The 15413-nt window shown below is 40.8% G+C and carries 13 protein-coding genes; 2 read left to right on the top strand and 11 right to left on the bottom strand.

Translation table 11 applies throughout. From position 1 onward, the window contains the following. Positions 1–51 precede the first annotated feature (51 nt). From pyk to O3655_RS02065, 3 genes are all read right to left on the bottom strand, one after another. Positions 52–1557 (bottom strand): pyruvate kinase, encoded by a 1506-nt coding sequence (gene pyk / locus O3655_RS02055; protein ID WP_001042826.1) that lies wholly within the window; start codon positions 1555–1557, stop codon positions 52–54. 66 nt (positions 1558–1623) lie between these two features. After that, positions 1624–2631, bottom strand: coding sequence for a 6-phosphofructokinase (pfkA, locus tag O3655_RS02060; RefSeq protein ID WP_000820882.1), 1008 nt, complete (start codon positions 2629–2631; stop codon positions 1624–1626). Between the two features lie 81 nt (positions 2632–2712). Beyond that, positions 2713–5814 (bottom strand): DNA polymerase III subunit alpha, encoded by a 3102-nt coding sequence (locus O3655_RS02065; RefSeq protein WP_308697091.1) that lies wholly within the window; start codon positions 5812–5814, stop codon positions 2713–2715. A gap of 414 nt (positions 5815–6228) precedes the next feature. Here O3655_RS02065 and O3655_RS02070 point away from each other — a divergent pair, with 414 nt between their 5' ends. Continuing rightward, positions 6229–8511, top strand: coding sequence for a Xaa-Pro dipeptidyl-peptidase (locus O3655_RS02070; protein ID WP_371641133.1), 2283 nt, complete (start codon positions 6229–6231; stop codon positions 8509–8511). A 520-nt stretch (positions 8512–9031) separates the two neighbouring features. After that, positions 9032–9502: an arginine repressor gene (locus O3655_RS02075; protein ID WP_001043018.1), complete on the top strand. Its 471-nt coding sequence runs from the start codon at positions 9032–9034 to the stop codon at positions 9500–9502. Positions 9503–9537: 35 nt separating this feature from the next. On the opposite strand, the gene O3655_RS02080 is transcribed toward O3655_RS02075, so the two are convergent. From O3655_RS02080 to rpoD, 8 genes are all read right to left on the bottom strand, one after another. Continuing rightward, a complete protein-coding gene (locus tag O3655_RS02080; RefSeq protein ID WP_000502576.1) occupies positions 9538–9702 on the bottom strand; it encodes a hypothetical protein in 165 nt (54 codons plus the stop codon). A 9-nt stretch (positions 9703–9711) separates the two neighbouring features. Next, complete coding sequence (gene obgE / locus O3655_RS02085; RefSeq protein WP_000061637.1) at positions 9712–11022, bottom strand: GTPase ObgE; 1311 nt, start codon at positions 11020–11022, stop codon at positions 9712–9714. A gap of 71 nt (positions 11023–11093) precedes the next feature. Next, entirely contained in the window at positions 11094–11228 is a 135-nt protein-coding gene (locus O3655_RS02090; RefSeq protein WP_000863851.1) for a DUF4044 domain-containing protein, read from the bottom strand. A 29-nt stretch (positions 11229–11257) separates the two neighbouring features. After that, the gene (locus O3655_RS02095) at positions 11258–11446 is read right to left on the bottom strand and encodes a PspC domain-containing protein (RefSeq protein ID WP_000735790.1); all 189 of its coding nucleotides are present in this window, start codon (positions 11444–11446) and stop codon (positions 11258–11260) included. A 20-nt stretch (positions 11447–11466) separates the two neighbouring features. After that, the gene (locus tag O3655_RS02100; protein ID WP_001219461.1) at positions 11467–12792 is read right to left on the bottom strand and encodes a glycosyltransferase family 4 protein; all 1326 of its coding nucleotides are present in this window, start codon (positions 12790–12792) and stop codon (positions 11467–11469) included. A gap of 8 nt (positions 12793–12800) precedes the next feature. Next, positions 12801–13844 (bottom strand): glycosyltransferase family 4 protein, encoded by a 1044-nt coding sequence (locus tag O3655_RS02105; protein WP_042902349.1) that lies wholly within the window; start codon positions 13842–13844, stop codon positions 12801–12803. A 113-nt stretch (positions 13845–13957) separates the two neighbouring features. After that, complete coding sequence (locus tag O3655_RS02110) at positions 13958–14287, bottom strand: metal-sulfur cluster assembly factor (protein ID WP_000331932.1); 330 nt, start codon at positions 14285–14287, stop codon at positions 13958–13960. Positions 14288–14301: 14 nt separating this feature from the next. Further along, on the bottom strand, positions 14302–15411 hold the full coding sequence (rpoD, locus tag O3655_RS02115; protein WP_042902350.1) for an RNA polymerase sigma factor RpoD: 1110 nt from the start codon (positions 15409–15411) through the stop codon (positions 14302–14304). Between the last annotated feature and the right edge of the window lie 2 nt (positions 15412–15413).

Here is a 15413-nt window from a genome sequence, read left to right on the forward strand (position 1 = left end):
AGACCTATCATTCAAGCTGTTCAGCTTGAAATGATAAGTCTTAATGTTAGATTAACGTACTGTACGGATACGCATTGTGTTTGTACGAACAGCTTCGCCAAGTGGTACACCTGCAACGATAACAATATCATCACCAGATTCTACCAAACCTTGCTCAACTGCAATTCTTTCAGCGAGATCAAACATATCATCAGTGTTTGATGGGCGATCAGTTGTTACTGGGATAACTCCCCAGTTAAGCATCAAACCACGCTGAGTCAATTCATCGAAAGTGATTGCCAAGATATCAGCATCTGGACGGTATTTAGAAATCAAACGAGCAGTGTGACCTGTCTTAGTAAGAGTAACCACCAACTTGATATTCATAGAGTTTGTCGCATCCTTAACAGCTGAAGCCATAACCTCAGTCTTAGAATTACGTGACAAGTTAACAGACGACAAGCGACCGTATTCTTTTAAAAGAGTTTGAGCGTTCTTGTCAATTGTAGCCATTGTTGTTACTGACTCAAGTGGGTATTTACCATTTGCAGACTCACCTGAAAGCATTGTAGCGTCGGTTCCGTCGATAACAGCGTTAAACACGTCTGATACTTCTGAACGCGTTGCACGTGGTTTTTCAGTCATAGTTTCAAGCATGTTTGTTGCTGTGATAGCGACTTTACCAGCTGCATTTACTTTTGTGATAATCATTTTTTGGTAAACTGGAACCATTTCGAATGGTACTTCAATACCCATGTCACCACGGGCAATCATGATACCATCAGCTACTTCAAGGATTTCATCCAAGTTATCGATACCTTGTTGGTTTTCGATTTTCGCAAACAATTGAACGTGACCATTACCAGTTTCTTCACAGATTGCACGAACTTCTTCAACGTCTTTTGCAGTACGTACAAATGAAATAGCGATGAAGTTGATACCTTGTTCCAAACCGAAACGGATATCATCGTTATCGCGTTCAGCAAGTGCTGGGAAAGGAATTTTAGTGTTTGGGATGTTTACACCTTTTTGCTTAGCAATGATACCGTCATTTTCAACGACTACTTCAAATTCACGAGTTGCATCGTCTTTTACGAAAACACGAAGACCCAATTTACCATCGTCAACCAAAACTTGGTGACCAACTTCAACATCATCGTAGATATCAAGGGCACCAGCAACGTTCAAAGCAATCACATCACGAGTTGATTTGATTCCTTGTTTAGTTGCAACACGGATTTTTTCACCAGTTTTGTATGAGTACTCTTTTGCGTCACCTTCAAACAATTCTGTACGGATTTCAGGTCCTTTAGTATCAAGAAGGAAACCAACTTTTTTACCTGCAAGTTTTTCAGCAAGTTTAACAGTTGCCATACGCTCACCTTGTTCTTGGTGGTCACCGTGTGAGAAGTTGAAACGGAAAGTGTTTGCTCCTGCTTCAATCAATTTAGCAATATTTTGAGCTGAAGCTTCAACATCAAGTTTTTCACCCCAGTATCCGTCTTCACCGAATTTTTTACCACCACGGATTTCAACCGCAGGACCTAAAGTTGCAACGATTTTTACACGTTTGTTCATGATTTTTGTGACTCCTTTATATAATTCGACCTTTTATGGTCATGTTACCAAATTAATGAAAGTTGATTAGGACAAGCTCTTGTTCAAAGCAGAAAGTTCAAGATCAGCTTTATGAGGGTTGTTAACAATAATCTTACCTTCTGCAGTTAAGCTAAACAAAGCTCCTTCTTCTGCTGTACCAAGAATTGGATTTTCAACCATTTTTTCGTTACGGATACCAACAGCGACACCACCGATTCCTTGTTTAAGGAGTTTAACAGCGTGTGCCCCCATGCGTGATGCCAATACACGGTCACGCGCAGTTGGTGATCCACCACGTTGGATGTGACCAAGTTCTGTTACACGAAGGTCACTAGTGTCTCCTGCTTCTTTTAGTTTTTGACCAAATTCAGCTGCTGACATAACACCTTCTGCCAAAACGATAATGTTGTGTTTTTTACCGTGCTCATAACCAGCTTTGATACTAGCTACGATATCTTCCATCTTGAAGCCTTCTTCAGGGATGATAATTTCATCAGCACCAGTTGCGATACCAGCCCAAAGAGCGATATCACCAGCGTTACGTCCCATTACTTCAACAACGAAAGTACGACGGTGACTTGATGATGTATCACGAATCTTATCAATCGCATCCATTGCAGTCGTAACTGCAGTATCAAATCCGATTGTAAAGTCAGTACCTACGATATCGTTATCGATTGTACCTGGAAGTCCAATAGCAGGGAATCCATGCTCAGTCAAGCGCATAGCTCCATGATAAGAACCATCACCACCGATAACTACGACTCCTTCGATACCGTGTTTTTTCAATTGCTCAATCCCTTTAAGTTGGCCTTCAAGTTGTGCAAACTCAGGGTAACGAGCAGAATGAAGGAAAGTACCACCACGAGAAATGATGTCTCCTACTGAAGCAGCATCAAGCGGATAAATTTCACCGGCAACCATACCTGCGTATCCATCATAGATACCAAAAACTTCCATTCCTTCTGAGATTGCTTGGCGAACTACTGCACGGATGGCAGCATTCATACCAGGGGCGTCTCCACCACTGGTCAAAACAGCAATACGTTTCATTTGGTTTATGCTCCTTTTTCTTTTAACATTCTTACTGATTATACCACATTTAAATCGAAAATTCTTCTATTTTCCGTATTTTTAGCGATAAATCGTTTTCATAGCAATTCCCTCTAATTTTTCCTCTAGAGCAGAATCTTTTCTTACAAAATGTTGTGTAGAAACAACCGTTTTTCCTTCCTCTTCATACCTGATAATGACAGGAATTGGGCCTTTGTATTGTTCTAGGATATTTGAAATCTCTTTATCGTATTTATGATTTTTAACTTGAATCCAGAATCGTTCCGCCACTGCTTCTTTCAAATCTTGTGCAATCATTTGCAGACGACCATCTCGAGATTGAATTTTGCCATTGATGTAGTAAAATTTCCCTTCGGATAAATTGGAAGCAAATTTTCTATATTGGTCTGAAAATACAGTTACATCCATCCGAGACTTACTATCATGGACCTGTAGAAAGGCCATACTCTCGCCTTTCTTGGTTCGAATCACTTTAATCTTTTGAACTTCAACTAGGAGAGTGGCTTGAGCTCCCTCGGTTAGATTAGTGATTGGCGTCGTCGGATATAGGGCTTGTTTGGCAAGAGTTTGGAGAGGATGGGCACTGATACCTACCCCAATCAGTTCCTGCTCTTTGTAAAATTTCTCTGCCTCAGTAAAATCATCAGCTTCAGTCCAACTATAATTTGTATCCGCAAAGAGTCCACCTAACTCCTCAACAAAGACAAATAAGTTTGGTAGGTTCACTAAGATTTTCTGGCGATTCTTGTCAAATTCATCAAAAAGCCCTAGTTCAACCAAAGGCGTCAAAAGCGACAGTTTCTTGTAATTCTTGGGAAGATGTGTGACGAAATCTTCAATGCTTGAAAAAGGACGATTTTCGATGATCCAGTAAGACAAATCTCTCGGCATTCCCTTAATGGCTTTTAGACCAAGATAGATTTTCTTCTGAGCAATTTTATCATGATAGGGAATGCTGTTGATTGCTAAGGGAGCTACTTCAAAGCCCATTTGTAATGCATCTACAATGTAATCGCTGCTTGAATAATTTAACATGACTTGGAAGAAAATAGCAGGATAATGCGTCTTAAAATAAGCTAGTTGGAAAGCCAGCGCTGAGTAGGCATAGGCGTGGGATCTGTTAAATCCATAGCCTGCAAACTTTTCCATCACTGCAAAAACTTGATTTGCCTTTTCTCCAGTATGCCCCAATTTCATAGCTCCAGAGATAAAATCTTCCTTCATCAAATGCATCTCTTTAGCATTTTTCTTACCCATGGCTCGTCTGAGAATGTCAGCTTTACCAAGACTGAAACCTCCAAAACGCTGAGCTACCTGCATGACTTGCTCTTGATAGAGCATAATGCCATAGGTTGATGACAGAATGTCCTCCAAGGCAGGGTCTAACACCGTTACCTTTTCTTTGCCGTGCTTCCGAGCGACAAAGTTATCAATATAATCGCTTGCCCCTGGTCTGTTGAGTGAGGTTGTGGCTACTACCTCTTCAAAGACTTGTGGCTGAACTCGTTTCAAGAGCCGAATGGCGCCAGGTTGTTCAAATTGGAAAATCCCCTTGGTATTTCCAGCAGCAAAGAGAGCCAGAGTTTCTTTGTCTTCCAGATCAATATCCTCTATTCTCAGATGAATACCTCCTGACTCAGCCAATAATTCCTGCATTTTTTGGACAAAAGTCAGGTTACGTAAACCGAGGAAATCCATTTTTAAAAGGCCATTAGCTTCAACACCATGAGCATCATACTGGGTGATCAGCATATCCTCACCGTATTTGAGCGGGATATAGTCTGTCAGGTCTTGGTCACTCATAACGACCCCAGCGGCATGGATAGAGGTCTGACGAGGATACCCTTCAATCTTTCGAGCAATCTCAAAAGCTTTTTGATATTCCATTTTGCTATTGATGACCTGCCTAAACTGTAAATTCTTTTCATAGGCTGTCGTTAGCGTATCTCGAAAACTGATTTTTTTCGTAATATTGGTTAATTCGTACTCAGGGACACCATAACGTTTGAAAACATCACGAATTGCCTGTTTTGCTCCAAAGGTCGAATAAGTGACAATCTGCGCCACGTGTTGACTACCATAGCGATCACGAACATAGCGAATGAATTCTGGTCTATATAGATCAGGAATGTCAATATCAATATCGGGCATGGTGTAGCGCTCACGATTTAAAAAGCGCTCGAAAATCAAGTTCTTTTCAACCGGATCAATCCCTGTAATATCCAGTGAGTAAGCTACTAGACTACCAACCGCAGAACCACGCCCCATTCCCATATAGTAGCCTTGGGAACGTCCAAAACGGAGCAAATCCCAAACTACAAGGAAATAGTCGTCAAAGCCCATATCATGAATCACAGCCAATTCCTCATTCAGTCGCTCATGATAAATAGCTGAGGTTAGCCCCTTGTCACTCAAGCCTTGCTCAGCTCTCTCTCTAAGTTCTTCGACCGCTGGTCTTTCAGGATTAAAGCGAGGAAGTTTTAAACTTGGGTCGATTTGATAGCTTACATTCTCTATCAGACCTTGGAGATTGGCAAGGGCCTGAGGGAAGCGATTTTTAAACTGTGCTTCCAAATCTGAGGCAGGTAAAAAAATCCCCTGTTGTGAATGTACATCTACTTCTCTCAGGCTGACATTGTCCTTGACTGCTGACAAGATTTGTAAAACCTGTAGGTCTTCTTTTTCAAAAGAGTTGACTTGATAGAGTGGAAGAATGGGTCTGGTAAAGACTTCTTGAGGAGTATCTGGACTAACACCGATAAAATAATCAACCCCAAAATCCAACTGTTCGACCCCATTAAAATAGGGAACAACAATAGCCACATCTTCGAGGTGGGAGGTGAAGTCAGACCATTTTTTCCGTCCAGTCATTTTTAAAGTGGATAACTTCATCAACTCTTGATAACCTTTAGTGGATAGGGCTAGAAAACGAAGAGAAATATTTTCCTCATCTTTGACCAAGGTCATTTCTAGACCAATTAAAGGTCGAATGCCATGCTTACGAGTTGCTTCTAGAAAATGATAAGCTCCATAGAGATTATCCACATCCATAATAGCAAGGTGAGAATAGCCGTATTCTTTAGCCATTTGTACGTATTTTTCAATCGAAACCACACTTTCCATAAAACTATAAACAGTCTTGGTGTCGAGCTGTGCAATCATTTCTTCTCCTCCTTGCTTTCGTTTTACTACTATTATACCATTTTAAGCTGGATATTGAAGCAACTCTGCACTTTCTTTTCAATATCATCAGTTCCAAACTTCTTCTCTTCTTACTGTTAAATTCTTCATTTTTCAAAGGAAGAAAATATAAAATTAATATTATATAATAGTTTTAAATGTAAATTTAGATATATTTATACCAAACGAAGAATAATAAAGATAGGAGTTATATGCAGTTTTACATATAAAATTCTCTAGAAAAAGGCTTACTTCTATGGTATTTATTCAGCATTTTATAATAACTTACTAAATAGATATGCTGGTTTAAGAAATTTATTTCATTTAAGTTTATTTATTCCATTTTTCCCTCTTTTTTGATATAATAAATCCAGTCTGTTTTCAAAGGAGAGAAACATGCGTTTTAATCAATTCAGCTATCAACCAACCACTAGTTCTCAACGATTTGCAGAATTAGAAGGTCTTGGTCTAAAGCTGTCACCCCAACTGTCCTTAAAAAGACAGTTTGAAGACTTCATTTGTTGGAGTTTTTTCACTTATTCTGACACGGATTATGCCTTATCGACTTTGGCTGCGGATAAAGAAACAGATTTAGTAACCTTTTTCCAGTCAGACCGTGAGTTAACTGCGGAGATTTTCTACACAGTAGTTTTTCAACTTTTAGGATTTAGCTATCTTGTTGACTTTGAGGATGCCGAACAGTTTCGTAAAGAAACTGGTTTTCCTATTGTTTATGGGGATCTCATTGAAAATCTTTATCAGTTACTCAATACGAGAACGAAAAAAGGAAATACGCTCATTGATCAACTTGTTAGTGATGGACTCATTTCAGAAGACAATCACTACCACTACTTTAACGGTAAGAGCTTGGCAACCTTCTCTACTCATGATGTCATTCGTGAAGTCGTGTATGTCGAGAGTCGTGTGGATACTGATAACGACGGTCTCCCTGACTTAGTCAAGGTCAGCATTATTCGCCCGCGTTATGATGGACAGATTCCTTCAGTCATGACTGCCAGCCCTTACCACCAAGGGACCAACGATAAAGCCAGTGACAAGGCTCTCTACAAAATGGAAGGGGTGCTTGAGGTCAAACCGCCCCACACCATTGAACTTGAGGAGCCCAAGCTGAATTTAGTCGAATCTCATGGTCAAGCAGAAGTCGTCTCAGAAGCTGAAGAAAAGCTATCTCATATCAATAGCTCATATACACTCAATGACTACTTCCTCCCACGTGGATTTGCCAATCTCTATGTATCAGGTGTTGGAACCAAAGATTCTCAAGGTCTCATGACCAATGGTGACTACCAGCAGATTGAAGCTTATAAAAATGTCATTGATTGGCTCAATGGTCGTTGTCGTGCTTTCACGGACCACACGCGCAAGCGCCAAATCAAGGCTGACTGGTCAAACGGCAAAGTCGCAACAACAGGTATTTCCTATCTAGGTACCATGTCTAATGGTCTCGCCACCACTGGTGTTGATGGTTTGGAAGTGATCATCGCAGAAGCAGGTATTTCCTCTTGGTACAACTACTATCGTGAAAATGGTCTGGTAACCAGCCCAGGTGGTTATCCAGGTGAGGATTTTGACTCACTTGCTGAATTGACCTACTCCCGCAATCTCTTAGGCGGTGACTATATTCGTGGCAATGAAGCTCATCAAACGGACTTAGAAAAGGTTAAAGAGAAACTCGATCGCAAGACTGGTGACTACAATCAGTTTTGGCATGACCGCAACTATCTGCTCAATGCTCACAAGGTTCAAGCTGAGGTCGTCTTTACGCATGGTTCCCAGGATTGGAACGTCAAACCTCTTCATGTTTACCAGATGTTTCATGCTCTTCCTAGCCACATCAATAAGCACCTCTTTTTCCATCATGGTGCCCATGTCTATATGAACAACTGGCAGTCGATCGACTTCCGCGAGTCCATGAATGCCTTGTTAAGTAAGAAATTGTTAGGACTTGACTCAGGCTATCAACTTCCGACTGTCATCTGGCAGGACAATATCGCACCGCAAAAATGGCAAGGTCTTGATAACTTTGGCAAACAGGATGAACTGCATACCTTCTCTCTTGGTAATGATGAAAAAGTGATTCAAAACCAGTATGATCAAAAAGATTTTGATCGTTATGGTAAGACTTACCAGACCTTCAACACTGAACTTTACCAAGGAAAAGCCAATCAAATCACCATTGAACTTCCAGTAAGTCAAGACATTCACTTAAATGGGCGAGTGGAGCTGAAACTTCGTGTCAAATCGAGTACGAACAAGGGCTTATTATCAGCCCAACTGTTAGAACTTGGACAAAAGAAATATCTGCAGCCTTATCCAGCTGTTTTAAATGCTAGAACCATTGATAATGGTCGTTACCACATGTTAGAAAATCTCTGTGAACTGCCATTCAACCCAAGTGCCCAACGTGTCATCACCAAAGGCTACCTTAATCTTCAAAATCGAACCAATCTCTTGATGATTGAAGAAATCCAACCAAATGAATGGATGGACTTCCAGCTAGAGCTTCAACCAACTATCTACAAACTTAAAGAAGGAGATACTCTCCGTTTGGTTCTCTACACCACAGACTTTGAGATTACAATTCGAGATAATACAGACTATCAGTTGACTGTTGATTTAGCACAGTCTAGTCTTATCCTACCTTGTCAAAAGGTATAATCTACCAGACTTTCAATATGGAAGTATTCAAAGGAAAAGTCAATGAATTTGACCATTGAACTTCCTATAACCAAAGTTTTCCACTTGAACAGTCGAATCAAACATAAACTTTGTATCAAATTCAGTTCATCTAAAAGCATTTTAGAAGCCCCTAGATAGAACTTGGACAAAAGATACTTCCTCTAACCAACATGTGTAACCATTTATCATACACGCTACTACACCACATGTTGGAAATCTCTGTGAATTACATTTAGAGTAAATTCACAAAACGCCGTGACAAAAAGCTACCCAAATTGAATGATTCACTGTCATTAAAGAACATCAATGTAGATAAACGGATCGCTACCCAGTTTATCTGCACGCAACTAGTGACAAGTTAAAAGAAGGAGAATCTCTCCATCTAGTTCTTTATCCTACTGACTTTAAAATCATCATACGTGACAATACCGCCTACCACCCCGACTGACATTTTCGTTCAGTCCACGCTACTGTACCTTGTAAAAGGAGTACTTACTTTATGAACAAATCAGAACACAGACACCAACTTATCCGCGCCCTCGTTTCAAAAAACAAAATCCATACTCAAGCTGAATTACAAGCCTTGTTAGCGGAAAATGATATCCAAGTTACTCAGGCTACCTTATCACGCGATATCAAAACCATGAACCTTTCAAAAGTGCGCGAAGAGGATAATTCTTACTATGTGCTAAATACAGGATCTATCTCCAAGTGGGAAAAACGTCTTGAAAATTATATGGAAGATGCTCTTGTTATGTTGCGTCCTGTGCAACACCAGGTTATTTTGAAAACTTTACCCGGTTTAGCCCAATCATTTGGATCTGTAATTGATTCCTTGGCCTTTCCAGATATCGTTGCAACCCTTTGTGGAGACGATGTCTGCATGATTATCTGTGAAGATGCTACAAAAGCGCAAGCTTGTTTTGAAAGTCTTAAAAAATATGCACCACCATTTTTCTTTAGTGAATAAAACAAATCCCGTGATCAAAAGATCACGGGAATTTTTTATTTCTTTGACTGTGTATCTTCTTTCTTTGTACGTGCCAATCGAAGAGCACGTTTTGGATTGAGACGATTAAATAATTCTTCTAGTTTCTTTTCATTCCACACATCTGCTGCAGAAACAAAATTTCCATCTGCATCTCGGAATGATATCGGTTTATCTCCCATATCAATCTCCTAGTCTACAAATTCAAACTCAAATTTACCGATGCGAACCAAATCACCATCTTTGGCTCCACGTGCACGAAGGGCTTCGTCAACACCCATACCACGAAGCTGACGGGCAAACTTCATGACCGATTCGTCACGGTCAAAGTTGGTCATGTTAAAGAGTTTCATGAGTTTTTCACCAGAAAGTACCCATGTCGCATCATCATCACGACTAATCTCAAAGGCCTTTTCTTCCTCGTCAAAGCCATAGTAAGCCTCTTCTTCCATATCGGATTCATCATAAATCGGGAATTCTGGAGTCTTGTCTAACAATTCAGCTGTCGCGTCCAAAAGAGTCGCCAACCCTTGCTTGGTCAATCCAGAAATTGGGAAGATGGCTGGAAGTTCCTCAAACTCGTCGTAGTTTGCTGCCAACTTTTCCTTGAAAGTTTTAAGATTTTCCTGACTTTCAGGCATATCCATCTTGTTGGCTACGATAATCTGTGGACGTTCCATGAGACGAAGGTTATAGGATTCTAATTCCTTATTAATAGCAAGGTAATCCTCATAAGGATCACGTCCTTCGCTAGCTGACATATCGATGACATGGAGGATAACTCGAGTGCGTTCGATATGACGTAGAAACTGGGTTCCAAGACCAACCCCTTGACTGGCCCCTTCAATCAAACCTGGAAGGTCTGCTACTGCAAAAGATTCACCTGACTGTGTACGAACCATACCCAAATTAGGGACAATGGTCGTAAAGTGGTAAGCACCGATTTTAGGTTTAGCTGAAGTGATGACACTAAGCAAAGTTGACTTTCCAACAGATGGGAAACCGACCAAGCCAACATCCGCTAGGATCTTCAATTCCAGTTGCAACTCACGTTCTTGACCTGGTTCTCCATTCTCAGAGATTTCAGGTGCAGGATTTTTGGGAGTGGCAAAACGGATATTTCCACGACCACCTCGACCGCCATGAGCCACGATAAACTCTTGACCATGTTCAATCAAGTCTGTAATGACTTTTCCTGTTTCCGCATCACGTACAGTAGTCCCCTGTGGTACGCGAACACGAAGGTCTTCTGCACCACGACCGTGCATTCCTTTTGTCATTCCTTTTTCACCGGAATCAGCCTTGAAATGACGGTTATAGCGGAAATCCATCAAGGTACGCAAACCTTCGTCTACCACGAAAACAACGTTACCTCCACGTCCACCATCACCACCCCAAGGACCGCCATTAGGGACATATTTTTCACGGCGAAAGGCAACCATGCCATCGCCACCATTACCAGCCTTGACCTTAATCTTGGCTGTATCTAAAAACATACTCATATTTTCTTCTCACTTTAAAAAGGCTGGGGAGAACCCAGTCATTAGTTATTGTTTCTATCCTCGTAGCTTGCTTAGAATCTACTAAAAGCTCCAAGCGCAGTTGCAAAGATACCAGCAAGGGTTACAAACAACATGATGAGCACGACAACAAGTGTCACCTTTTCAAACAAAGTTTTTTTACGTTTTCCGTTATCTCCAAAAGCCATAACTTCTCCTTTTTCTATATAATTTTAATTTAATATTCTGTTGAAACTGGTGCAATCAACCATAAAATGATATAAGCAAGGACTCCTGTCCCATAACAAAATGCAAGAACAGCCCAAATGACACGAACAATTGTTGGATCAATATCAAAATAATGAGCAACTCCTGCGCATACTCCACCAATTTTTTGATCTTTTCCGCTTCTCATTAATTTTTTCATTTTTTCTTCCTCTTATTCTATTATTTGAATTCGTCTCTCCAATAATCTCTGATGCTAGACAATTGTTTTCGAGACGCTCTTAAAATACGCTTGGATTCTTTTACTGGGCTTGTAACAGCCTGTTGAGGTAGATAGAGAATCGTTTTTAAGAAGCGTTGAGTGACAGGTTGTCCATCATGTAGCTCATGTTCAAAGTTATTTGAGATAATGGCATCAAGGTAAAACTCATGAACTCGTTTCCCAAAATTTTCAGCCGAAATCTCGTACAACTTATCCGCTAACTTTTGTTCAGACATATCAGGAGTAGCGATCAAAGCTTCAAGGATAGCTCCTGCAAGCTCTCGTTCTCCATAGTAGAGGGTCCCAAACATTTTATCATTGATCAGATTTTCAAGATAGGGATTGCCATGAGCAATAACAGGCGTTCCACTGGCTAGACTTTCTAGATAGGTTAAACCCTGAGTCTCACTCGTAGAGGCTGAAATAAAGAAATCAGCTGCTTTATAGTACAAGGCTGTCTCACTTGGAGCAATCATACCTGTAAAAATCACATGTTTTTGTATGTTTAATTTCCCTGCTTGTTCTTTCAGACTGTCCAGATAAGGTCCGTCTCCAGCAACAACCAACTTCACCTTGTCTTCTTCTTTCAAAACCTGCGCAAAGGCAGCTAAGACTGCTTGGATATTCTTTTCAAAGGAGATACGAGAAAGGCTCAGTAGCATTTTCTCGCCTTCCTGAATACCTAACTTCGAACGAAGTTCTTGCAAGTTTTCCTCTTTGATCTCAGGTCGTTCAAACTTAGCCAGCTCAATTCCAGTTGGGATGACCCGCTTTTCAACCTTGACTTTGTATTTAGATAAAAGGTCACGAACAATCTCACTAGGGCAAATCACGCCATCTACATCATGAAGGAAGCCACGCACCAAATATTTTACCATACTCGGACGAATTAGCATGCCCTTAGCAATGTAATGCACATAGTCTTCATACTGGGTATGGTAGGTATGAATAACTGGAATTTTCAATTCTCTAGCAATCCAAATCCCTAACAAACCAAGAGAAAATTCGGTCTGGGTATGAATAATATCGAGTTGATACTGCTTGGCAATTTCAAGTGCCTTTGTAAAACCTCGGTAGGCAAATCGTCGATCCTTAAACGCAAAGAAAGGGACACTCGGAATGCGAATAATTTGCCAATCTTCGTATCGGTTTACGTCTTTATCAGTCGTTGTAAAGATAAAAACTGCATGTCCTTGCTTTTCAAGCTCAGTTTTCAAGGTCCGTATACTAGTCGCAACCCCGGAAACTTGAGGGAAATAGGTGTCTGTAAATAAACCAATTCGCATAAATTACCTCACTTTTTGCCCAAAGCAGCCTGTTCTCGATAAAATTTTAACCAGATTTCCAACAAATGCTCCTCAGAGTACTCTTTGGAAATCTCACGAGCTTTTTCTTTCAAGTCCTTTAAGGCTTCAGGGTCATTCTTGTATTCTAGGATTGCTTCTCTCATCTCGGAAACATCACTTGTAGCACGATAATTCCCATCAAGAATAACCTTATACAGATCCAAATCTCTTAACATAATAGGAGCCTCGCAACTAGCAGCCTCTAAGATAGTCATAGGGAATAATTCATTGTAACTTGGTAGCAAGAATAGATCCGCCATAGCGTAAAGTTCCCGCATCCGTTCCGGTGACACAATTCCAGGGAAAATAAGATTTTTGGGTGGATTGTCCATTATCTTCTTGTAGCGTTCATAACCATCTGTCATCCCACCAAATGAAAAACCACCTGCCCAGATAAAGGTAATTTCTGGCAATTCCTCAGCAAGACGGATAAAATCATCAATTCCTTTACGTTTCTGAACCTGACCCGCACCGATTACGACAAACTGATCTTCCGCGAGATCCATTTCCTTCCGGAGTTGAGCAACTTGTTCAGCTGGTAATGGATGCCATTTTTCTTTGTTTACAAAATTTGGAATATAAGTTACTTTTTCACGCGGAATACCAGCAGCCACTAAATCCTCGATAAACATGGGATTGACCACCACCAAGTGTTCCATTCGGTTGTAAAAGGAAAAAACATAGCGTTTGACAATTCCTTTTAGGAAAAATGGAATCTTCAAACTCCCCTCAAGCGTATCAGGCAAAAAATGCACATAGCCAATTTTTCTCCCAGAGCGTTTCTTTTGGAAAGTAGATAAATAGTAGGGGAAATCAATGGTATGAAAGTGAGTTACATCCGCTTCTACAGGAAGATTCTCTGTAACAATCAACTGGTCTTTGGCTTCGCGGTGAAGGAGACTAACCAATTCTCGATAAGCTCCTGACACTCCTTGACCAGCTACTTTTTCACTTGAGCTTAGCATATTAATACGCAATTTTTCGTTTTCCATACCTTCCATTATACCATTTTATTTCCAGAAAATCAGCAAAAGAAAGAAGAGACGATTGGAAAAAGGATAAAATTATCCTATTTTCCAATCGTCTCTCGCATTTTTCTTAGTCTTTATTTAATTCCTAGGGCGATACGCGCGTATCGGCTCATTTTTTCAACCGTCCAAGCTGGATACCAGACCAATTTAACTTCGGTATTGGTTACCTCAGGCACTTCTGTCATCGCATCATGTATCTGGTCTGTCAAAAGGTCAGCCAGTGGGCAGCCCATAGTTGTCAAGGTCATATCAATTTCAGTGTGACCTGTTTCACCATCAAAACGAATTTCATAAATCAAACCTAGGTTGACAATATCAATCCCCAACTCAGGGTCGATGACTTCTTCCAAGGCATTTAAAATGCGTGTTTTGATCGTTTCAATTTGCTCTTCTGTATAAGCCATGTTATTCCTCACTCTTAGTCTTCAATAAAATCACGAAGCGGTTTGCTGCGACTTGGTTGACGCAATTTTCTCAAAGCCTTGGCCTCGATCTGACGGATACGCTCACGAGTCACGTTAAAGACTTTCCCAACATCTTCAAGAGTACGCATTTTCCCATCGTCCAAACCGAAGCGCAAGCGCAGAACGTTTTCTTCACGATCTGTAAGAGTATCCAAGACTTCATCCAACTGCTCGCGCAAAACGATTCGAGTTGTGTAGTCTACTGGATTTTCAATCACTTCGTCTTCAATAAAGTCCCCAAGATGACTATCGTCCTCTTCACCGATCGGTGTTTCAAGTGATACTGGTTCTTGGGCGATTTTCAAGATTTCACGAACCTTGTCAGGTGTCATATCCATACGCTCAGCGATTTGTTCAGGTGTTGGATCTTGCCCCAATTCTTGAAGGAGATTACGCTGTTCACGGACAAGCTTGTTAATGGTTTCAACCATGTGGACAGGGATACGGATAGTGCGGGCCTGGTCAGCAATGGCACGAGTGATTGCCTGACGAATCCACCAAGTTGCGTAAGTTGAAAACTTAAATCCTTTTGAATAGTCAAACTTGTCAACAGCCTTCATCAAGCCCATGTTTCCTTCTTGAATCAAGTCAAGAAATTGCATACCACGCCCTACGTAGCGCTTAGCAATCGAAACCACCAAACGAAGGTTGGCTTCTGCAAGACGTTGTTTGGCTTCAATATCACCAGCCTCAACTGCTAGGGCCAATTCTTTTTCCTCTTCGTTAGTCAAGAGAGGAACCACCCCGATTTCCTTCAAATACATACGGACTGGGTCATTAACCTTGGCAGAAGTTGAGCCAATCAAGTCCTCATCACTGAGTTCTGACTCTTCTTCTACACTAAGCACACGCGCACTTGGATTTCCTTCATTATCTGTGATAGAAATTCCAGCATCCTGAATCCGTTGCAAAAGGTCTTCAATGCCGTCTGCATCGAGGGTGAAAGGAATAACCAGACTTGAATTGATTTCGTCATCTGTTGCTGTTCCTGTTTTTTTGTGGTTACGGATAAAGTCTGCTACTTGCACATCAAATGTGGTTACTTCTTTTTGTTTTGTTGCCATTA

Source organism: Streptococcus sp. 27098_8_70, from assembly GCF_041432215.1.
Classification (GTDB): domain Bacteria; phylum Bacillota; class Bacilli; order Lactobacillales; family Streptococcaceae; genus Streptococcus; species Streptococcus oralis_CP.